Raw genomic sequence first — 20,876 nt, forward strand, 5'->3', positions numbered from 1 at the left:
GGAAGAAGTCGCTTTTCCATGCTACATCTGTTTTTGCAGAATCAGTTGGAAGGCGGGGGAGTGGAGATATCTCTCTATCCCCCTATCTCCCTAATTTTCTGGAACATACGCTGGCAGCGATCGCACCAGACTCGTCCACTCCTGATTTGCATTCACATAGCCAATCTCAGCCATATAAGTGCGATCGCCTTGCGAAATCGGCACATCACAGCTCAATGCCATATCGTCGATGTCATGTTCCTCATAGCGAGCAGGCAATTGCGTTCCTGCATCTGTCACATCGTACAGCCGCAAGACCAGATTCTCACCAGAACTGATATCCAGTCGAGAACGCAACGATCGAGGAATATCCCAGGACGCATAAGCCCATCGAGAATTTCGAGGAGTCAACACCAAACGCCCTTCACTGATGCTTGTCGTGAATGAATTCGGTTCACCTGAGACAAACACATTGGTATCCACGAGATCGGGGTCAAATTCATAGGAATCGATCGCTGTCTCGCCCGTGACAAACTGATTCGGTTCAGTGACAGCAGCGTCTTGCGAGTCTTTGCGTTGACCCGATAAGAATGACCAAGCTGCGGCTCCTGCTCCAGCTGCTGCGGCTCCTGCTCCAGCTGCTGCGGCTCCTGCAGTTGCTGCGCCTCCTGCAAAAGTATTCACCCCCGTTTGAGCAGTATCGCTGGCAGTCTCCCCGGCTCGATTCGTAATTCGTTGGAACCAATTCGGCGAGTCAGAAGGTTCTGCTTCAGGCAATTCAGTAGACGCATCATCGCGATCGCCTGACAAGAAAGATTTTGCAGAATCGACTGCACCTGTTGCAGCTGCGGCTCCGCCTGCCACTGCTGTACTACCCGCGTTCGCTATATTGCCCAGGAAATTAGAACTCGAAGTTGCCGGAACGCGCACATGGGTCGATCGAGCTAATCCCAACCATTGACCTTCTGGAGTGAGATAGCCAATTTCAGCGAGATAATCGCGATCAGGGAGTGCGATCGGCAAGCGTTGACGTTGGGTTAATTCATCACAATCAAATTGTTGAACACTGTGAGCAGGCTGATTTTCCAAGTCGATATCGGTGACATCGTACAGCCGGAGCGCTAGCTTCTCGCCTCCCTGCTGACGCATTGCCTGACGCTCCTCGCTCGGAAGATCCCAAAATGCCTCAACTTCTTGAGGGCTACGCGATTTGAGCACGACTCGGCTCTGCTGACCCCGATTACCAAAGGTTGACCAAGCGGCGGCGCCTCCCGCGATCGCAGTTCCTCCCGCGATCGCAGCGCCTCCAAGATTGCCCCAATCCCCGAATCCATCTTGACCTGCCCGAGTCGCATCTCCGACGAAATTTGCATCTGCATTGGCATCGACACCTAGCCCAGTCCCGAATTCAGGCGCATCAACCGCTGCGGAGCCATTGCGATCGCCGTGGAGCGGATCAAACCCACCTTCTACATAAGGGGCGCTGAACGTATCGTCGCGTTCTGGTAAATCTCCGGCGGCATAGCCAGGAGCATTAAAGCTACCTGTTGCACCTGCATCGACTGGACCGCGACGACTGCGAGCGAGCATCCAGAGCAGGGTTGCACCAGAAGCAATTGGGAGTAGCCACCAGAGCCAGTTCGGTAAGCCTCCTGTGCCTGCTCCTGCGCCATTCGCCCCGGCTGTATCGCTACTTGGGAACAAGAATGCTAAAGGATTGCCGTCTCCAGTTTGCGAGGTTCCATCTTGAGCGTTATTGCCGCTTGGAGAGGTAGCTGTGGTTCCCGCTGTGCCTGCTGCGTTCTTTTCAGTTGCAACTGGGGCTTTTTTATTGTCTGTACCTGCTTTGCTCGGTGCTTTTGCCTCAGGTTTAGCCTCCACTTTCTTGCCTGAAGCTGGAGCGGCAGCACTCAGCGCGATCGCATCCGCGACTCCGGATTGGGTGAGCGTTTTTTGTCCGACTGGAGCCGTCGCAAATCCTAAAAAGGCTTTCACGGCATCGTTCGGTTCACCTTTATAAACGTAGTAAAGCGCTTGCGAGAAGGGATAGCGAGGATCGGTTGGGGCGACATTATCCAAGGCTATTGCCTTCGCGCCCGCCAAACCTTTCGTTTGATTCGCCGTCACGTAGCCGATACCAGTGTTGCCCAGTCTAGAGACAACTGCTTTCGTCGTATCTTCGTTCAGTTTCTCAACCGTTGCGCCTGTTGCAAAATTCCCTTGTCTGAAGACAGGATAGCTTTTGAACGCTTCGCGGGTGTCGCTAGAATCCGGTCGATCGACAAATTTCACCGGGGCAGAAGATCCACCCACTTCTGACCAGTTTTTGATTTCGCCGCGAAACATTTTGGCAAATTGGGTAATCGTGATGCTTTTTGCGAAGGGGTTGTCTGCACCGACCAAAATTGCAATTTTGTCTCGTCCCACGGGCACAGCCGTTAAGCCTTGCGCTTTTTCTTGCTCGTTGAGCGGTCGCCCGATCGCTGCGAGATCCACTTTTCCTTCAACAACGGCTTTGATGCCTTCGGGAACTCCGTTAGCCGCAACGTTAACTTTCGTGTCTTGAAATCTCTGCTCGAATCCTTTCTTCAAAACATCGTTGACCGCTGCCATGCTGGTTGAGCCATCGATTCGGACATTGGTGCCCGCTTTCACGGAAGCCGGAAGTTGGAAGGTGGGAAATTGTTGTGCTCGAACCAGTTGTACTTCTGCGACGGTGGTGGTCAAGAGAAGTGCAAAGCCGACTGCGGAGGAATATTTTTTATGCACCATACTTTTTTACCTGTGGGAGCAAAAACTTTTTTACACCGTTGCAGCCCATAAAGACAAGTGCAACTGGATACGAACGGCTCTGAATCGAACCCTGAATCGAACCTGAGAACGTCCGAATTCATATCAATTCATACCATTAGATTCGCGTATTGATCACCATAGGATGAATTTAATCGTTTTGATCCGCTGTTAAGAGTTTATTAATGGTTGGATGAATATGGGAAGATTGGGGCGTTCAAAATATCAATCAGTGTGGAATGCAGAATTCGCAGCGGCAAGAAGAAGTCACGCTCACGATGTCAGGCAAATTGATCGATTCAGGCTATCAAAATGCTTTTAAAGCAGAGGTGCGATCGTATTTCGATCACATTGCGGCGCAGATCGATCGCTGGAATCAGCGCAATCAATATTATTATCAAGACCTCGATCGCTTGCATCAATTCTTCATTCCACCGGGTCGCCGAGTCCTGGAAATTGGCTGTGGAACTGGAAATTTACTCGCTGCACTTGATCCTGCGATCGGAGTCGGCATTGACTTTTCTGAACCCATGATTCAGATTGCTCAAGCAAAATACCCTCATCTCCAGTTCTATTGCTTAGATGCAGAAACGCTCAGTCCGGATGATCTCAATCCGGCAGAATTCCAGTTTGATTTTATTGTGCTTTCTGGAGTATTAGGACATTTAAGCGATGTGCAGCAAGTATTAACAAGACTGCACCCTTTTTGCCATCCTCGAACCCGATTGCTTCTCACCTTTCACAATTTTTTATGGCAGCCTTTGTTGCACTTCGCTGAGAAAATTGGTCAGCGTCGTCCCCAGCCTGCTCAAAGTTGGTTATCGATGACCGATGTGCAAAATTTACTTCAAATTACAGGCTACTTACCGCTGCGATCGAGCAGGCGTTTCTTGTGTCCCAAGCAGATTCCCGTAATCGCACCCTTTTTTAATCGATTTTTGGCGCATCTGCCGATCCTGAATCATTTAGGACTCACCAATTACATTGTGGCAAAGCCTCAGTTTGGAGCAAATACACACCATTACTCTTGCTCAGTCATTGTGCCTGCTCGCAATGAGGCAGGCAATATTCGAGATGCGATCGCGCGTTTACCGCAATTAGGAAGTCATACCGAAGTCATTTTTATCGAAGGACACTCTCAGGACGAGACTTGGAACGAGATTCAAAACGTGGTCAGTCAAGGGCATCCGCACTTTACTTTAAAGGCTTTACAGCAGACAGGAAAAGGCAAAGGGGATGCGGTGCGGCTTGGATTCGCACAGGCAACGGGCGATATTTTGATGATTTTGGATGCAGATTTGACGGTGCAACCCGAGGATTTACCCCATTTCTTTGAGGTGATTGCTCGCGATCGCGGCGAATTTATCAATGGCTCAAGGTTGGTTTATCCGCGATCAGGCAAGGCAATGCCTTGGTTAAATAACTGGGCAAATAAGTTTTTTAGCTTGGCATTTTCTTTCTTACTCGGACAGCCAATCAAAGATACGCTATGCGGCACAAAAGTTTTGCGGCGAGATGATTACGAAAAAATTGCAGCCGGACGAAGCTATTTTGGGGATTTTGACCCGTTTGGTGACTTTGATTTACTCTTTGGGGCAACCAAACTGGGCTTGCATTTAGTCGATGTGCCTGTTCGGTATCAACCTCGAACTTATGGCACATCTAATATTGCGCATGTTCGTGAGGGATTAGTTTTATTGCGAATGTGCCTCTATGCCTCTCGGAAAATTAAGTTTTTCTAGGGTTGAGCGTTTCTAAATCCTGTATCTTGAGTGAATCGGCAATTTGCACAATAAAGCATGAAAAGACCTTGGAACCCGATCGAGGCTTGGGCAAAACTGACGAATCCGCGTCCTCCCCAACATGGACATGAATCTGCTCCACATTCGCCCCGGTTGAATCCACTTGAGCAAGTCTCGATCGTGCTTCCGGTTTATAACGAACAAGCTTGCATTCAGCGAACGTTTGAAGCGGTTTTGCACTATCTCAAAACGCATCCCAATTTTACGTTCATTTTTGTAGATGACGGATCGAGCGATCGCACGAAACACATCATCACCGCCGGAATTCGGATTGCAAAAACGCCTCAGATTAAATTGCTGTCTTACAAACCGCGAGCAGGCAAAGGGTATGCGATTCGGCGAGGAGTTGAATATGCAAATGGTGATTTGATCTGCTTTCTTGATGGCGATTTGGCTTATTCACTTGCCCACCTAGATCAATTGATTGAAAAATTGCAGACTTGCGATGTCGTTATCGGCAATCGCGCTCTGATACGAGGTCGTCACCAGCCCGAGAACTTCGATCGCAAAATTACCGAAAAAGTTTTCAACTTCTTATCCCGTAGGATTTTGAACTTGCAATACAGCGATATGCAGGCAGGGCTAAAAGGATTTCGGAGATTGGCTGCGAAACAATTATTTTTTTACCAAATTTTAACCGGATTTTCGTTTGATGTGGAGCTAATTTATTTAGCGAAACAGTGGGGATATACGATCGGAGAAGTTCCGGCGATCGTCTCGAAACAGCATCAGAAAAAAATGTCGAAAGTTCATCTGTTACGCGACTCGATTAAAATGCTTCTGGATCTGCTCAAAATCCGATTTAATGATCAGCTAGGTCGATATCAATAATGTCTTGGTTAAATTTAGTATCGTTTGCTGGAATCTTTATCCTGTGTGGAATTGCCTGGATCGGGTCTGAAAACCGCCGTGTGATTCCGTGGAAAGTGATTCTCTGGGGCATCGCACTGCAATTAATTCTCGGATTGCTGGTGTTTTCGTTTCCTGTCACCCGCGCGGTTGTGACCGTGATTAGCAACAGTGTGAATGCAATCTTAGATGCCACTGAAGCAGGAGCAAGGTTTCTGTTTGGCTCGCTCTTGGTTCCAGATGTCAGCACACCTGGTCCAATTTTAGCGGGGCGCTGGATTGCCCGCGCGATTACGCCAGCTTATGTTCCAGTTGCTGGCGATCGCTTAAGTCCAGACAATCTCAATTTAGGCTACGTCTTTGCCTTCCGAGCATTACCCTCGGTGATCTTTTTCTCGGCATTGATGTCTTTGCTATATCATTTGCGCGTCATTCAACCGATTGTAAATTTCTTTGCAAAAATCTTTCACCGATTGTTGAATCTCAGTGGTGCAGAAGCACTCAGCGGGGCAACTAATATTTTTGTCGGAATTGAATCTGCGTTAGTGATTCGTCCGTATCTCGCCAATATGACTCGTAGCGAACTCTGCGCGATTTTGACTTGCTGCTACGGGAGTATCGCTTCTACTGTTCTTGCACTTTATGCGGGATTGTTACGTCCAACATTTCCGAATATTACTGGGCATTTGGTTTCAGCCTCGTTCATGGCAATTCCAGCGTGTTTTGTCGTGTCCAAACTCTTGGTGCCGGAAACAGAAACGCCTAAAACGATCGCTGCTTTACCCAAAGAAGAAGAACCTGAAGAGAGTACGTCGAGCGCGATGGAAAGCGTGATTGCAGGCGCATTGGACGGTGTGAAATTAGCGATCGCGATCGCGGCTTTACTCGTTGCTGTGCTCGGTTTAGTAGCGATCGTCAATCTCTTTTTTGCGAACTTAGGTGGACTTGCCGAAAGTAACAATTTAACGATTCGGCGCATTGGCATTATTTTCCAGATTGTGACGCTGCAAAATATCGTCGGTGCGCTGTTTGTTCCACTAACGGCAATCACAGGTGTTTCTGCAAACTGGAACGAGATCTGGGAAACTTCGGTATTGATTGGGCGCAGATTGCTCGAAACAGAAGTGCCGGCTTATCAACAGCTTGGGGTATTAGCGAGTCAGGGGAGAATTAGCGATCGAGCTTTAGTGATTACGAGCTATTGTCTCTGCGGATTTGCGCATTTGCCTTCAGTTGGAATTTTCGTCGGTGGATTTTCTAGTTTGATTCCATCGCGTCGTAAAGAACTCGCAAGTGTTGGCTGGAAAGCGCTTTGGGCTGCGACTCTCGCAACTTTGATGATTGGTTGTGTGGCGGGTGTTTTTTATCTTGGTAATCCATCGGTTTTGAGAGGGTAGAACATGAAACGCAATTGGCTTATTGGATGGTTTGCTCTCGCAATTGTCCTATTCACAACTCTCTCCAGCATTGCCCAAACTCCTGCTCCTACCCCAACTGGAGCTTTAGGCGTTCCGGTTGCTCCGATTCCGGTTGATCCGTCTTTACCTGCGAATCGTCCGCCAATTCCGACAGCTTCTCCTTCACCTACAACTTCTCCGGTTGCGTCTCCTGGGGCATCCCCTGCGCCAATTCCAATTGCGCCTCCTGCGCCTGCGCCGCTACCTGCTGCACCCACGGCAGATCCACTGCCGACCAGTGGCGACTATAAAGATCCCAACGGACGTTTTATCGTTGGAATCCTGAAAGACTACAAAGTCAGTCCGCTTGCTGGAACGGTTCTGATCGAATCTCCAGATGGAAATTTAGCTTATAGCGTTCTTGCTCAGCCTCAATCTCAGTTGGGTGTCGCTGGAAGTATTATTCCAAATGAAGCATTAGTGACTGCTGCACAGAATGCATTTCGCCAGGGGGAAGGATTTCAAACAGGTGAAGTGCGATCAATCCCAGGTGGTGTGCAGATCGATTGGACAGGGAATTTGACGATCGCAGGTGCAACTCAACCGGTTGGCGGTGTAATTGTGGCAAGACAGACCAGTAATAGTGTTTTGCTCGTTTTAGTTGCAGCCACAAACGAAGGGGGAAGTCGCGTTTTAGGTGCAGCAACTACAATTGCAAATAGTTTGCGGGCAAGTTAATGGCGTTTGTAATAGCAGGAGAACGGAGTGGAGCAGGCAAAACCACAGTCACGCTCGCATTGTTAGCTGCATTGAGACGGCGCAATCTGACAGTGCAATCGTTTAAAGTTGGACCGGATTACATTGATCCGATGTTTCATCGTCATGTGACGGGGCAAGCTTGCTATAACCTTGATCCGGTTTTAACTTCGGAAGCTTATGTACACCAGTGCTTTGCTCAACGGGCTTCCGAGTATTCGATCGTAGAAGGGGTGATGGGCTTATTCGATGGAGCCGCCGGACACAAGGATTTTGCGAGTACTGCTCATATCGCTCGATTATTAGATCTGCCGATTTTGCTCGTGGTGGACTGTCGAAGCTTGTCTTACTCGGTTGCTGCGATCGTGCATGGCTATCGATCGCTTGATCCGCGATTGAAATTTGCGGGAGTCGTTTTAAACCGAGTCGGCAGCGATCGCCATTTAGAACTGCTGAAATCTGCCTTAATAGATGTGCCGATTTTGGGAGTTTTACGGCGACAAGACGCGATCGAGATTCCCGATCGCCATTTAGGATTAGTTCCAACCGATGAACTGCCAGGATTGACTGAGTTAATCGATCGCTTAGCCGAATTAGGGGAATCTTGCTTCGATTGGGACGCATTGATGCCCTATTTGAAAACAGCAACAACCCCAAAAGTCTCAGTTCCTGAATCTTCAAGATCTGTCAAAATCGCGATCGCAAGAGATGCCGCGTTTAATTTTTACTATCAGGACAATCTTGATCTGCTGAGGCAAGCAGGAGCGGAACTCATCGAATGGAGTCCTTTAAGAGATACATTCCCCAATGATGTAGATGGACTGTATTTTGGTGGTGGCTTTCCTGAAATGTTTGCAGAAACGCTGAGCGAAAATCATGCAACACGACACGCAATTCGAGCAGCCATTCAATCGGGAATGCCAACTTATGCAGAATGCGGTGGACTGATGTATCTCAGTGAAAAAATTATCGATTTCTCAGAACAAGCTTTTTCAATGGTTGGAGCAATTCCAACAACAACCGTCATGCGATCGCGCTTAACCTTGGGATATCGCAAAGCGACCGCATTACAAACAACCCCGATCGTCAAAAAAGACGAGACACTACACGGGCATGAATTTCATCGATCGAGTCCTACAACTGAATCAGAGAAACCTTTATTTGAATTGACAGGCCTTTCTCGATCGTCGATGCAATACGACGGTTGGCAAACACCCAAATTACACGCTTCCTATCTGCATCTACACTGGGGCGCAACTTCGCAAATCCCACAGCGATTTGTTCGATACTGTACTAAATTCCGCAGCGATCGCTATCCTTAAAAAGAACATGGATAACAGATTAGACATGGCTGGATCGATTCAAGAAATTGCTCAACGTCTTACCGCCCTAGATCAGAAAATTGAGACAATGGGCGACACCTTCACCGAAACCTATCGCAGCTATCTTCAGCAACTCGGTCAAACCGTGCGGCAGCAACTCATTCTGTCGTGCTACAAAATCTGTACCGAAAATTATCCCAAACGCTTTTTAGCCCTCCCCCTCAGTCAGCGTCAACAACTCCAAGACGACCTCAAAGCGCTCGCCGATCAAACTGCAACCGATTTACAAGAACTGCTTCAACCGATCGAGCATACCCAACCCGAGCCAGTCGAACTCCCCGACGAACTCGCAGCCCTGCTCTCGGACGAAGATCTCGATGACGAGGACGACGAATATCAAGAGGAACTCGAACCTAAAACCCCTCTGACCCCGATCGAAGCATTGACCATTTGGCAAGAACAACTCGATCGCTCCATTCACAAGACCCTAAAAACTGCCTCGAATCGCGCCAATCAATATCTCCAAGACGCTGAAATTCTGCAAAAGCGCATTCCCCAAGCGGTAATTGATGCTGCATCCAAATCCGAAGGCAACGATCCCAATTCTCCTAACCTACTCAATGTGCTCGTCAGCGCGAGTGAAAAATCTGGTACAGATGGAACTCCCGCAGCAGCGGCAGCAGCACTGAATGCACTCATCCATGTCGTTGCCGTCAATCTCAAGCTAAACGAATTAGAATTCAATGACATTCCGCTGATGAACTTGCGAAACAAGATCCGAGATCTCAAGAAACAATTTCAGGCGATCGCGCGTGAGTATCAGAAAAAACAGCGGGAACACGCCGTTCTCGAAGCCCAACATGCCTGGAAATCAACCTGGACATAAACCATCCTCAATCAATCGAGCTATGCCAAAATTCCCCACCCCGCCTATCCTAGAAAGAAGGAAACCAAGGGGAGGCGCGTAGTGGTAAAGCAAACCATTAAATTAGCCGCGATCGGAGATGTTCACGATCGATGGGAGGCTGAAGACGAAGCAGCGCTGAAAGCTTTAGGAGTAGATTTAGCTCTGTTTGTCGGAGATTTTGGCAATGAATCGGTTGAAATCGTCCGCTTAATTTCTCAGGTGCAAATACCAAAAGCAGCGATCATGGGCAATCACGACGCTTGGTATAGTGCAACCGATTGGGGTCGTCAAAAAAGCCCCTACGATCACCGCAAAGAAGATCGCGTTCAGCAACAGTTAGATTTGCTCGGTGAAGCTCATGTCGGGTATGGGAAGCTTGATTTTCCCAACTTCAATCTCAGCGTCGTGGGGAGCCGTCCGTTTAGCTGGGGTGGCTCGAAGTGGAAATATGAGCAATTTCATCATGAACGCTTCGGAGTCGAGAGCTTTGATGAATCGGTGAATCTAATCATGAATGCCGTGGAACAAACGGAGAGTGATACGATTCTCTTCATCGGACACAATGGACCCAAAGGACTAGGAGATCGACCTGAAGATCCCTGCGGCAAAGATTGGCAACCGATCGGAGGCGATCACGGTGATCCAGATTTTGCAGACGCGATCGCGCAAGCTCGTCAACTCGGAAAAAAGATTCCGTTCGTGACGTTTGGGCATATGCATCACACGTTGCGTCACACGCAAACCGAACTCCGTCGCGCCATTCACGTTGATACTGCTGGAACGGTTTACTTAAATGCTGCCAGCGTGCCCAGAATCATCAAACAAGACGGACAAAAACTGCGGAATTTCTCAATCGTCACCCTCGAAGATGGCATCGTCACCCAAGCCGAACTCCTTTGGCTCGATGCCAACTTTAAAACTGCATCCAAGACTGTTCTCTATCAAATCCAGGAAGCAGAAGCGATCGCCTAGCAACTTGCATCTAAGCCGAGGAAAGCACAGGTAGCATTTAGCAATAAAAAAGGAGGTTCAAAAAACCTCCTACGAGTGCTCAGAGTTAGCAAACGTTAAGAAACGGCATCAGCCTTAAGCCAAACCTGTATTCATCCCAGGTCTGCCAGTTGCCAATTCAACCTTGACAATCTTGCCGCCCATCTTCTGGATGCGTTGCTGTTCTTTAAACCAGTTTTCGTAAGGAACAAGCTTCGTGAAGAACGTATTTTGCAATTCTCGCTGAGTCCGGATGCGGGTCTGGCTGGGGACGCAAGCCGTAATCTTGAACATTCTCATGAGTCGGTCTCTCCTAAGGGATAAAAAGGTAGGAAGAAGTGCCCCTACGAATGAAGGGAAGTCGCGTTTAGAAAGATCTCAAAAATAGTGCGATCGCTTAGACTCAGCTATTGATGATAGCGCCTTAACAAATCGTAAACGAAATCGCATCACAGAACAATGCTGTTTTTAAAAGGTTGGAAGCCAAGAGTCAAGATTAAATCGTAAAAGCCAAAACGAGCCTCAACAACCTAACCGTCACTCCAGACTTCCAAACTTAGAAGCTAAAGAACAAAAGCGATCAGCATTTCGTTCTGTAACTTAGTCTTAGCTCAAGCCAGAGCAGATGTAGTCGAAGTAAACGCCCATTTCTTTACCAGCGTCTGCACCAACCAAGCTAGCGGTGACTTCTTTCATTGCTTGGATTGCTTGTACAGTCGAAGTAACAGGCACGCCCAAGCTGTTGTAGGTTTCTTTCAATCCGTTGAGAACGCGCTCATCGAGGATCGAAGGATCTCCAGCCAACATTGCATAGGTGGAGTAGCGGAGGTAGTAGTCGAGGTCGCGGATGCAAGCAGCATAACGACGAGTCGTGTACATGTTGCCACCGGGACGGGTTACATCCGAGTACAACAAGGACTTAGCAACTGCTTCTTTCACGATCGCTGCTGCGTTAGCAGAGATGGTGGTTGCTGCACGAACGCGCAGTTCGCCAGTTGCGAAGTAGCCTTTGAGTTTGTCGAGCGCAGAGCTATCCAGGTATTTACCCTGAACGTCAGAAGTGTTGATTACCGAGGTAATTGCGTCTTGCATGATTTCAAGTTCCGTAAGTCGCGTGGTCTTAAATTAAAAAAGAATCGATCGTGGCGAGCAATTACTGCATTGCACCGACGAGGTAGTCGAAGTAAGCACCTGCTTCTGCTGCATCATCAGCCGAGAGCAAGGAGGTTGCAACGCTCTTCATAGCACGAACGCCTTCTGCAACTGCGGGGATCGGGGTTCCCAAAGAGTTGTACATTTCTTTGACACCAACGACTCCGATTTCTTCGATCGGGGTTACGTCGCCTGCTACGATTCCGTAGGTTACGAGGCGCAGGTAGTAATCCAAGTCACGCAAGCAGGTTGCGGTCATTTCTTCGCCGTATGCGTTTCCACCAGGAGAAACAACGTCAGGACGCTTTTGGAACAATTGGTCGCCTGCTTGCTTCACGATGCGCTCACGAGCACCCGTCAAGGTTTCAGCAATGCGTAGACGCTTTTCACCAGTGGTGACGAAGCCTTTGATCCGATCCAATTCGCCGGGGCTGAGGTAACGTGCCTCAGCGTCAGCATTCACGATTGATTTCGTGACAATACTCATTGATGGATTCCTCCAAAGAAATGTAACCGAATTTGTTTAAAAGGGAGTTCCCCAAGTGGTTTTGGAGTCACGCGATTGGGTTGAGCCACCGCCTTTGACTTCGCCACCTTCCGAAAATTATTGTGCGGCATTGCGTTAACCTTCCTGGGCGCTCTGCAACATTTTGTAATATCTTTACTCAGGTTTGAGGCAAGTTCTGAAATTCCGATTAAAAACGTGCCACAAGTTTGTATAATTTCTACCGCTAAAAATCGTGCGCTCGATTGCTAGCCCATTCTGTAGCGAGGTGCGATCGCTGGCAACCCTGGTTCAGTTGCCAGATTTGATTCCAGCTAAAAGAGTTTTGTCGGTTTGAGAAAGAGCCAACTCACGAAGAAGAACGAGGCTGTGAACAGTTGTGCGATGTCGAGTGCTGAGAGGTAGCCGTCCATTAAAGCAGCGATCGATCGGTCTGCGATGCCAAAGAGCCAGGATGAAATGCCGAGAATCCAGATACTAGAACGCAGTCGCGCCAAAAACGCGACGGATTCGCCAGAAGGTTTGCGAAACATAATGTGGGTTCCGAGAGAGTGCAACAGGTTCAAAGTGCCTCTATGTTACAAAATATTATTTATGCTTGCCATAAGTCCACCGATATACATAGTGAAGTTCTGACTTTTGGAGTCTTGCTCTAGAGGCAGGAGTTGTGATTTGGTGAGGTCAGAAGAATCTGTTCGTTTCACCTTCATCTCCAATGCCCTACGCGATCGATTTCGGAACCAGTAACACCGTCATTACGCGCTGGAATGCTGTGACTCAGCAGCCAGAAACTTTAGCAATTCCAGGAATTTCTCAACGTCTCGCCCAGAATCCGTCGCTGATTCCCAGTTTGTTGTATGCCGAGAATGCAGCACAGGGCAAAGTTACGATCGGGCAGGAGGTACGCGATCGCGGTTTAGATATCAGTCAGGACTCCCGATTTTTCCGCAACTTCAAGCGCGGGATCGGAACAGAGGTGCAAGGATTTCTGCCCGAATTAGATGGTCAGGTGATTCGATTTGAGCAGGTGGGCGAGTGGTATCTCACCCAAATTATCAATCAGTTGAAAACGACCGATCCAGAGATTGCAGAGTCAATTGTCTTTACTGTCCCAGTGGATAGTTTTGAAGCGTATCGGCTTTGGCTCGGGCAGATTTGTGAGTCTTTGGATATTAATCAGGTGCGGATGATTGATGAGCCAACAGCAGCGGCATTGGGATATGGATTTGTCGATCGACAAACTTTACTCGTGGTCGATTTTGGCGGTGGAACGCTGGATTTATCGATTGTTCAAACAAATGTGAATCAATCGTCAAAGCCGACAGGATTCATTTTGAAATGGGGACAGAAATCATTTAAGGAACAGTCAGGACAACAAGCAAAGACGGCGAGAGTGATTGCAAAAGCTGGACAAAATTTAGGCGGATCGGATCTAGATAATTGGCTTGTCGATCATTTTGTGAATACACAAGGATTCACAGCAACGCCATTAATTTCGAGATTGGCAGAACGATTGAAAATTCAGCTTTCGCTCTCCACTGAAGCGCAGGAAGTTTTCTTTGATGATGAGCGTTTTGAAAGCTATGACTTGTCTTTAACGCGATCGCAGTTTGAGCAGATTTTGAGCGATCGCGGTTTCTTTACGAAGCTCGATGAATCGATGGAACAAGTCTTGCAACAAGCCCGCAGACAAGGGTTAGCTGTGAGTGATATTGATGCGGTTTTACTGGTCGGTGGAACGGTTCAAATTCCAGCAGTGCAGAACTGGGTGAAACAGTATTTTGATGAGCGTTTGATTCGGTGTGAAAAGCCGTTTGAAGCGATCGCTCAAGGGGCATTGCAACTGAGCCAAGGCATTGAGCTAAAAGATTTTCTTTATCACGGCTATGGAATTCGCTATTGGGATCGGCGGCAGAATCGCCATAATTGGCATCCTTTGATTAAAGCAGGACAGCCTTACCCGATGGAGAATCCAGTAGAGTTGGTACTAGGAGCGTCGTTAGAGAGTCAGCCGAGTATTGAATTAGTTGTGGGTGAGTTAGGAGCCGAAACAGTTCAGACCGAGGTTTATTTTGATGGCGATCGCTTAGTGACTCGCAATGTTTCAAGCTCGCAAACGCAGGTGCAGCCCTTGAATGATAAAGATGGGTCACGCAGCATTGCTGAGCTTGATCCGCCGGGAAGTCCGGGCAGCGATCGCATTAAGGTACAGTTCATGGTCGATCGCGATCGTTTTTTGCGGATTACGGTGGAAGATTTACTGACGGCTCGAACATTGGTTGAAGATCAAGCAGTTGTCCAGTTGAGTTAGCTACTCTGCTGAATAGTTTGTTATTCTGACCAGAATTTGGCTGAATATACTTGAGAAGTACTCGTGAATACATGCCCTATGACTCAAGCGATTCCTTTTCAAACGGTTATTGAATACGTCGAAGCACTCTCTGAGGATGAACAGAATGAGTTGTTTGATTTGATTCAGAAACGGCGGGTGATGAAGCGGAGGCAGAAAATTGCTCAAAATGCAGAAAAGACACTGGAAGCTGTCAGGAATGGCACAGCAGAACGAGGAACAGCGGCTGACGTGATGGCTGTTATCTTCGGGGATGATAAATGAGAACGCTAATCTATGACCGACTAGAGTTGAGATGAAAGAGTGGTGATAAGAATTCGATTCTGTTCATCTGTACCAACGCTGATCCGAAGTTTGTCATCAAGTTTGGGTTGGTTGAAGTAGCGTACTAGGATGTTTTGCTGCTTAAGCGCCTCATAGATTTTTGCAGCATTGCCTGGAGGTTGAGTGAGGAGGAAATTTGTTTGAGAATTCCAGACCTCAAAGCCCAACTGTCTAAGTTCGATCGCTAACTTTTCCCGCGATTTTTTCACCTTCTCCGCACATTCATTTTTATAGTCCTGGTCACGCATTGCGGCAGCACCAACTAAAGTTGCGATCGCATCGACACTATAGCTATCACGAACTTTGAATAAGCCTCGAATGAGGTGAGGTTGCGCGATCGCAAATCCAAGCCGCAATCCTGCTAAACTGTAGCCTTTTGAAAGCGTTCTCAAAATGATCACATTCTGAAACTGTTCTACTAAAGGCAAAGCGGTCTCTTCAGCAAAATCGACATATGCCTCATCAATCACAAGTACGCCGTTCAAGTTTGCGGCAAGTTGACGCAGATCGGACATTGGAACTACATGCCCCGAAGGACTATTTGGAGACGCAATAAAAGTTACTGCACCTTGAGCCTCAATCAGTGCATCTAGCGGTAGCTGATTGTTTTCACCATAAGGAATTTCTAAGCGATCGGCATCTTGAATTTCCGTCAAAGTCCGATACAGGACATAAGTCGGCATCGGATACACGACTTTACGCCCCGGCTCTGCACAGGCTCTCACGACAACATTCAACATGTCATCGCTGCCATTTCCTACCATGATCCAATCTTTGGGAATGTTCAATGCTTCGCTTGTCGCTTGTCTGAAATCATTTGCATAAGGATCAGGGTAGCGGCGAAGCCATTCGGGATCGAGATTTTTCAGAACTGCGATCGCATGTGGAGACGGAAGATACGGATTCTCATTGGTATTGAGTTTAATGATGGGTGTTCCAGGTTTTGGTTGCTCACCGGGAACGTATCCCGTCATCGCATCAACACTGGGGCGAAAGTAAGAATGCATGAAGAATGATTTGCGCGACAGTTATCAGCTTAGCGCTTGCTCAGATCGCTGGAGAAGACCATTCGCAAAAGACATCAATGCCAATATGCAGAATGTAAAGCGCGATCGCAGTTGCAATGGCAGAGTCAATTGGAAGAGGAACACCAGAGAGATTGACTAGAGCAGTAATGATTCCGGTGACTAAGGTTGCATTTGCAGGGTTCTTTTTTGCGCCTTGGATTAAGCTGCGGAGGCTGTCATTTTCGCCGCAGACTTCTTGTTGGACTCGTTTGAGGAAGATTTGCCAGAGCGATCGCTTTTCGTCGCCAAAAGAACGGGGTTCACCATAGCGATCGACGTAAATTTGCGCGAAGGTTGCTTCAAAATCTTGGGTCTGTTCTAAAAGTTGTAAGACCTCGCGATCGGCAGCGGGAGATTGACGGAATTGGTTGATTTCTTCTGGGGTGGGAAAGATTGCCATAAAGATTTTCTGACGATCGAAGTGTGTCTCTCCGGAGATGCTAGATGATGAGTGTAGCTTTTTACAAGCCTCTACTTGTGTTTGGACTATGCAGACGATCGAAATTCGGCAAACGACGGGATTTGATGCGATCGTGTCGATCGCAGGATCAGAGTTTGAGATTACGGTGAGCGATCCGTTTGCGGAGCAAGATGAGAAGCTTTTGGAATGGTACTTTGAGCAGTGGATTCAGTTTCCATTCTCAGATGGCACGATCGCGAAAAGAGCAGCGGATAGTGTGCGATCGTATGGCGAGAATTTGTTTGATCAAGTGTTTGCCGGACGAGCTTATGGGGCATATCAGAGAGTCAACACGCCGTTAAGTCATTTGGAAATCGTGATATCGGGCGATCCGGAGTTTCAGGCGTTGCACTGGGAGGCGATGTGGGATCGAGATTTTGCCCGTCCGTTAGCGATCGACTGTGTGATGGTGCGACAGCGCAGGATTCGTGGAAAGGTAAATACGGGGCAGGTGCAAGAGTCGCCTGTGCTGAATTTGCTGATTGTGACAGCGCGACCAAATGAAGAAAAGGATGTCGGGTATCGAACGATTTCGCGTCCGATGGTGGAAGCGATTCGGGATGCAGAGTTGCGGGTGAATGTGGAGATTGTGCGTCCGGGGACATATGAGGCGTTTGTACAGCATTTAGAAGCAAAGCCAGAAGGGTTTTATCATGTTGTGCATTTCGATTTGCATGGCGGATTGATGGACTATCAGCAGTTTCAGACTTATTCGCATCAGGCGGGAAATTATACGTTTCAGCGAGGGTACGGGCTGAAGGATTTGGCAGAGTATGGCGGAGTAAAGGCGTTTCTGTTTTTTGAGGGAGATGAGGCGGGGCAAGCGGTTCCGGTAACGGCGGATGAGATGGCGGAGCGGTTGCAGGGGCGGGGAATTCCAGTTTGTATTTTGAATGCTTGTCAGTCAGGGAAGCAGGTGGGGAGTGGGGAGAATGGAGTGGATGAGCGCGAGACGAGTTTGGGCGCGCGGTTGATGGATGCGGGAATGCAGATGGTCGTGGCGATGGGATATAGCGTCACGGTAGATGCGGCAAAAGTGCTCATGCAGCAGGTGTATCGGCAGGTGTTTGCGGGGGAGGCATTGTCTCAGGCGGTGCGATCGGGGAGACGGGAATTGTTCGATCGTAAAAAACGGCGGGTGTATTTCAATCAGGAAGTGGATCTCGAAGATTGGTTGTTGCCTGTGGTGTATGGCAATCAGAAGCTCGATTTTCGGTTGCGAGAGATGACGCTTGCGGAGGCAGATGAGTATTTTGCGAATCGAGGGACGGAGTATCAGTTTGCGGGGGCGACTTACGGGTTTGTGGGTCGAGATTTAGATATTTTGAAGTTGGAGAAGGGACTGCTCAAGCATGGGGTTGTGCTAGTACAGGGAATGGGTGGCACGGGGAAAACGTCGCTACTGCGGTATTTGCAGGAGTGGTGGGTGCAGACGAATTTTGTCGATCGCGTCTTCTACTTTGGCTATGACGTGAAGGCTTGGACGCTGGAGCAGATTTGTTTTGCGATCGCGGAGGTGCTGTTTTCAGATGTGGAGCGGCGGCAGTTTCAGGCGATGCAGATGCAGGCGCGGGTGGGGAGACTGGTGCAGGAGTTGCGGAGTCGGCGCTGTTGTTTGATGTTGGATAATTTGGAGTCGGTGACGGGGGAGGCGTTGGCGATTCAGAATACTTTGCCTCTGGAGGAGCAGGAGCGGATTCGGGATTGTTTGGGGCGGATTGCGGGTGGAAAGTCGATCGTGCTGCTAGGTTCGCGGAGTCGGGAGGAATGGTTGCGATCGGTTTATCGCGATCGCTATGAGTTGAAGGGGTTGGATCAAGAGTCGCGATCGCAGTTGGCGAAGTTGGTACTGGAGCGGCATGTTTCGGATGTGGCAAAGCGGAAGGAGATTTTGGCAGATCGGGAATTTGAGCGGTTGATGCGATTGTTGGCGGGGTATCCGTTGGCGATCGAGGTAGTGTTGGCGAATTTGGCACGGCAGAGTGTGGGGGAGGTGTTGCAGGGGTTGGATGCGGCGGATGTGTCGCTCGATCGGGCTGGGGGACGGACGGAGAGTATTTTGAAATGTGTGGAGTATTCGCATAGCAATTTGTCGGAGGAGGCGCAGAAGTTGCTGCTGTGTTTGGCTCCGTTTAGTGGGTTTATCGATCTACGTGATTTGAAGAATTATGCTCAACAGTTGCAGCAGCTAGAACCGTTTCAGGATTATGCGTTTGAGCAGTTTGATGCGGCGGTACAGGAGGCGATTGATTGGGGATTATTAGCTCCGAAGTTTGAGGAGATGTCGCAGTTGCTTTCAATTCAGCCTGTGTTTCCTTATTTTCTGAAGACGAAGTTAGCTCAGCAGGATGAAAAGACTCGTGAAGCACTGCGAGAGGGATTTAAGAATCACTATCTGGGATTGGGAAATTATTACTATCAGTTGATGAATTCTAAAGATGCACAGGAGCGGCAGTTAGGGATCTTCTTCTGCAAGTTGGAATATGAGAACTTGTCCAGTGGGTTACAGATTTGTTTTGACCTCCAAGAATCTAGTCTTTTGATTTTCAATTGCCTTCAAGAATATCTAGAAAAGATTGGAGATAAGAAAGTCAATCTGGAATTAGTTAGATCAGTAGAAATGAATTTAGAAACTTATCCACTAGACAGGCGTGATCAGGAATTTTGGCGACAATTGATCAACCTATTAGATCAGTTGGGACGATGCTATTTATGGCTTCAACAATATCAACAGTCACGCGACACTCACAAGAAACTGATTGATACTATTCAAGAAGTGGATTTCCTAGATAATACTCAAAAAGCCCTTTCGCAAGCTGGCAGCTATCATCAATTAGGCATAACTGCCCAAAAGTTACACGATTATGACGAAGCTCGCAATTACTATCATCAGGCGCTCCAAATCAAAGTCGAATTCAATGATCGCTATTCCCAAGCTAGTACCTATCATCAGTTAGGTACAGTTGCTCAGGAGTTACGCAAATATGACGAAGCCCGCAATTACTATCATCAGGCGCTCCAAATCTATGTCGAATTCAACGATCGCTATTCCCAAGCCCACAGCTATCATTGGTTAGGCATGGTTGCTGAGGAGTTAGGCAAGTATGACGAAGCCTGCAATTACTATCAGCAAGCACTGCAAATTGAAGTCGAATTCAACGACCGCTATTCCCAAGCCCATAGCTATCATCAATTAGGTAACGTCGCCTTGGAACTAAGCGAATATGACGAAGCCCGCAACAACTATCAACAAGCACTGCAAATTAAAGTCGAATTCAACGACCGCTATTTTCAAGCCATCACCTATCATCAGTTAGGCAACGTTGCTTACCTAATGCAGGAGTATGATGAAGCCCGCAACAATTATCAACAAGCACTGCAAATTAAAGCCGAATTCAATGACCGCTATTCCCAAGCCAGTACCTGTCATCAGTTAGGTAATGTTGCTTACCTAATGCAGGAGTATGACGAAGCCCGTAACAACTATCAACAAGCACTGCAAATTAAAGCCGAATTCAACGACCGCTATTCTCAAGCTAGTACCTATCACCAGTTAGGTATGGTTGCCGAAGAACTCGGAGAGTATGAACAAGCCCACAATTACTATCAGCAAGCATTGCAAATCAAAGCCGAATTCAACGACCGCTATTCTCAAGCCAGTACCTATCACCAGTTAGGTATGGTTGCCGAAGAACTCGGAGAGTATGAACAAGCCCGCAATTACTATCAGCAAGCATTGCAAATCAAAGCCGAATTCAACGACCGCTATTCTCAAGCCAGTACCTACCACGGCTTAGGCATTGTTGCCGGGAACTTTGGGGAGTATGAACAAGCTCGAAACGACTATCAGCAAGCACTTCAAATTTATGGCGAATTCAATGATCACTATTCTCAAGCCCGCATTTATCATCAATTAGGCATCGTTGCTCAACACCTCAGAGAGTATGAACAAGCTCGAAACGACTATCAGCAAGCACTTCAGATCAAAATTGAATTCAACGATCGACATTCCCAAGCCCGCACTTACGCACAACTGGGATCGTTAGCAGAAGCGGAGGGAAATGCTGCGGAAGCTAGAGCTTGTCTGCAAACCGCACTGGAAATCTTTACGGAGTTTGGGGATGAGTATTCGATGGCGATCGTTCAACAGATGCTCGATCGCTTGTCGGAGTGAATGAGATCGAATTGTGAGATCGTTTTGATTTGTGCGATCGTAGACAAAGAAA

General features: G+C 48.0%; 17 protein-coding genes. 10 read left to right on the forward strand and 7 right to left on the reverse strand.

What is annotated here, in order from left to right:
• Positions 1-90 precede the first annotated feature (90 nt).
• Positions 91-2,751 carry a DUF4912 domain-containing protein gene (locus ACMUEV_RS23020; RefSeq protein WP_190651918.1) on the reverse strand — a complete coding sequence of 887 codons (2,661 nt, stop codon included), beginning with the start codon at positions 2,749-2,751 and terminating at the stop codon, positions 91-93.
• A 257-nt stretch (positions 2,752-3,008) separates the two neighbouring features.
• On the opposite strand from ACMUEV_RS23020, the gene ACMUEV_RS23025 reads away from it, so the two are divergent.
• The 7 genes from ACMUEV_RS23025 (at position 3,009) to ACMUEV_RS23055 (ending at position 10,774) form a co-directional block, all read left to right on the forward strand.
• Positions 3,009-4,511 (forward strand): glycosyltransferase, encoded by a 1,503-nt coding sequence (locus ACMUEV_RS23025; RefSeq protein WP_190651917.1) that lies wholly within the window; start codon positions 3,009-3,011, stop codon positions 4,509-4,511.
• 57 nt (positions 4,512-4,568) lie between these two features.
• Positions 4,569-5,402 carry a glycosyltransferase gene (locus ACMUEV_RS23030; RefSeq protein ID WP_190651916.1) on the forward strand — a complete coding sequence of 278 codons (834 nt, stop codon included), beginning with the start codon at positions 4,569-4,571 and terminating at the stop codon, positions 5,400-5,402.
• A complete protein-coding gene (locus tag ACMUEV_RS23035; protein ID WP_017286753.1) occupies positions 5,402-6,817 on the forward strand; it encodes a NupC/NupG family nucleoside CNT transporter in 1,416 nt (471 codons plus the stop codon). The genes ACMUEV_RS23030 and ACMUEV_RS23035 overlap by 1 nt, the downstream gene beginning before the upstream one ends.
• Before the next feature lie 3 nt (positions 6,818-6,820).
• Positions 6,821-7,555, forward strand: coding sequence for a hypothetical protein (locus ACMUEV_RS23040; RefSeq protein WP_190651915.1), 735 nt, complete (start codon positions 6,821-6,823; stop codon positions 7,553-7,555).
• A complete protein-coding gene (locus tag ACMUEV_RS23045; RefSeq protein WP_190651914.1) occupies positions 7,555-8,895 on the forward strand; it encodes a cobyrinate a,c-diamide synthase in 1,341 nt (446 codons plus the stop codon). Before ACMUEV_RS23040 ends, ACMUEV_RS23045 begins: the two co-directional genes overlap by 1 nt.
• Positions 8,896-8,902: 7 nt before the next feature.
• Positions 8,903-9,781 carry a hypothetical protein gene (locus ACMUEV_RS23050; RefSeq protein ID WP_017286750.1) on the forward strand — a complete coding sequence of 293 codons (879 nt, stop codon included), beginning with the start codon at positions 8,903-8,905 and terminating at the stop codon, positions 9,779-9,781.
• An 81-nt stretch (positions 9,782-9,862) separates the two neighbouring features.
• Positions 9,863-10,774 carry a TIGR04168 family protein gene (locus ACMUEV_RS23055; RefSeq protein ID WP_190651913.1) on the forward strand — a complete coding sequence of 304 codons (912 nt, stop codon included), beginning with the start codon at positions 9,863-9,865 and terminating at the stop codon, positions 10,772-10,774.
• Between the two features lie 114 nt (positions 10,775-10,888).
• Here ACMUEV_RS23055 and ACMUEV_RS23060 read toward each other — a convergent pair whose 3' ends face one another.
• From ACMUEV_RS23060 to ACMUEV_RS23075, 4 genes are all read right to left on the reverse strand, one after another.
• Positions 10,889-11,092: a phycobilisome linker polypeptide gene (locus ACMUEV_RS23060; RefSeq protein WP_026148458.1), complete on the reverse strand. Its 204-nt coding sequence runs from the start codon at positions 11,090-11,092 to the stop codon at positions 10,889-10,891.
• Between the two features lie 306 nt (positions 11,093-11,398).
• Positions 11,399-11,884, reverse strand: coding sequence for an allophycocyanin subunit beta (gene apcB / locus ACMUEV_RS23065; protein ID WP_017286747.1), 486 nt, complete (start codon positions 11,882-11,884; stop codon positions 11,399-11,401).
• A gap of 61 nt (positions 11,885-11,945) precedes the next feature.
• Entirely contained in the window at positions 11,946-12,431 is a 486-nt protein-coding gene (gene apcA / locus ACMUEV_RS23070) for an allophycocyanin subunit alpha (RefSeq protein ID WP_017286746.1), read from the reverse strand.
• 332 nt (positions 12,432-12,763) lie between these two features.
• A complete protein-coding gene (locus ACMUEV_RS23075) occupies positions 12,764-12,982 on the reverse strand; it encodes a hypothetical protein (protein ID WP_017286745.1) in 219 nt (72 codons plus the stop codon).
• A gap of 182 nt (positions 12,983-13,164) precedes the next feature.
• Here ACMUEV_RS23075 and ACMUEV_RS23080 point away from each other — a divergent pair, with 182 nt between their 5' ends.
• Both ACMUEV_RS23080 and ACMUEV_RS23085 read left to right on the forward strand, forming a co-directional pair.
• A complete protein-coding gene (locus ACMUEV_RS23080) occupies positions 13,165-14,760 on the forward strand; it encodes an Hsp70 family protein (RefSeq protein ID WP_190651912.1) in 1,596 nt (531 codons plus the stop codon).
• 78 nt (positions 14,761-14,838) lie between these two features.
• The gene (locus tag ACMUEV_RS23085) at positions 14,839-15,063 is read left to right on the forward strand and encodes a hypothetical protein (protein ID WP_190651911.1); all 225 of its coding nucleotides are present in this window, start codon (positions 14,839-14,841) and stop codon (positions 15,061-15,063) included.
• A 20-nt stretch (positions 15,064-15,083) separates the two neighbouring features.
• On the opposite strand, the gene hisC is transcribed toward ACMUEV_RS23085, so the two are convergent.
• Both hisC and ACMUEV_RS23095 read right to left on the reverse strand, forming a co-directional pair.
• Entirely contained in the window at positions 15,084-16,130 is a 1,047-nt protein-coding gene (gene hisC, locus ACMUEV_RS23090; RefSeq protein WP_190651910.1) for a histidinol-phosphate transaminase, read from the reverse strand.
• 40 nt (positions 16,131-16,170) lie between these two features.
• Entirely contained in the window at positions 16,171-16,590 is a 420-nt protein-coding gene (locus tag ACMUEV_RS23095; RefSeq protein WP_190651909.1) for a hypothetical protein, read from the reverse strand.
• 88 nt (positions 16,591-16,678) lie between these two features.
• Here ACMUEV_RS23095 and ACMUEV_RS23100 point away from each other — a divergent pair, with 88 nt between their 5' ends.
• Positions 16,679-20,824, forward strand: a complete 4,146-nt coding sequence (locus ACMUEV_RS23100) for a tetratricopeptide repeat protein (RefSeq protein ID WP_190651908.1) — start codon at positions 16,679-16,681, stop codon at positions 20,822-20,824.
• The last annotated feature ends 52 nt before the right edge of the window (positions 20,825-20,876 follow it).

It is taken from the genome of Leptolyngbya sp. FACHB-1624 (assembly GCF_047649235.1).
Taxonomy (GTDB): Bacteria; Cyanobacteriota; Cyanobacteriia; order Leptolyngbyales; family Leptolyngbyaceae; genus Leptolyngbya; species Leptolyngbya boryana.

Bases quoted from the DNA above. Each gene is read 5' to 3' on its own strand.
- ACMUEV_RS23020 (WP_190651918.1), bottom strand. From the start codon at position 2,751: ATGGTGCATAAAAAATATTCCTCCGCAGTCGGCTTTGCACTTCTCTTG.
- ACMUEV_RS23025 (WP_190651917.1), top strand. From the start codon at position 3,009: ATGCAGAATTCGCAGCGGCAAGAAGAAGTCACGCTCACGATGTCAGGC.
- ACMUEV_RS23030 (WP_190651916.1), top strand. From the start codon at position 4,569: ATGAAAAGACCTTGGAACCCGATCGAGGCTTGGGCAAAACTGACGAAT.
- ACMUEV_RS23035 (WP_017286753.1), top strand. From the start codon at position 5,402: ATGTCTTGGTTAAATTTAGTATCGTTTGCTGGAATCTTTATCCTGTGT.
- ACMUEV_RS23040 (WP_190651915.1), top strand. From the start codon at position 6,821: ATGAAACGCAATTGGCTTATTGGATGGTTTGCTCTCGCAATTGTCCTA.
- ACMUEV_RS23045 (WP_190651914.1), top strand. From the start codon at position 7,555: ATGGCGTTTGTAATAGCAGGAGAACGGAGTGGAGCAGGCAAAACCACA.
- ACMUEV_RS23050 (WP_017286750.1), top strand. From the start codon at position 8,903: ATGGATAACAGATTAGACATGGCTGGATCGATTCAAGAAATTGCTCAA.
- ACMUEV_RS23060 (WP_026148458.1), bottom strand. From the start codon at position 11,092: ATGAGAATGTTCAAGATTACGGCTTGCGTCCCCAGCCAGACCCGCATC.
- apcB (WP_017286747.1), bottom strand. From the start codon at position 11,884: ATGCAAGACGCAATTACCTCGGTAATCAACACTTCTGACGTTCAGGGT.
- apcA (WP_017286746.1), bottom strand. From the start codon at position 12,431: ATGAGTATTGTCACGAAATCAATCGTGAATGCTGACGCTGAGGCACGT.
- ACMUEV_RS23075 (WP_017286745.1), bottom strand. From the start codon at position 12,982: ATGTTTCGCAAACCTTCTGGCGAATCCGTCGCGTTTTTGGCGCGACTG.
- ACMUEV_RS23080 (WP_190651912.1), top strand. From the start codon at position 13,165: ATGCCCTACGCGATCGATTTCGGAACCAGTAACACCGTCATTACGCGC.
- ACMUEV_RS23085 (WP_190651911.1), top strand. From the start codon at position 14,839: ATGACTCAAGCGATTCCTTTTCAAACGGTTATTGAATACGTCGAAGCA.
- hisC (WP_190651910.1), bottom strand. From the start codon at position 16,130: ATGCATTCTTACTTTCGCCCCAGTGTTGATGCGATGACGGGATACGTT.
- ACMUEV_RS23095 (WP_190651909.1), bottom strand. From the start codon at position 16,590: ATGGCAATCTTTCCCACCCCAGAAGAAATCAACCAATTCCGTCAATCT.
- ACMUEV_RS23100 (WP_190651908.1), top strand. From the start codon at position 16,679: ATGCAGACGATCGAAATTCGGCAAACGACGGGATTTGATGCGATCGTG.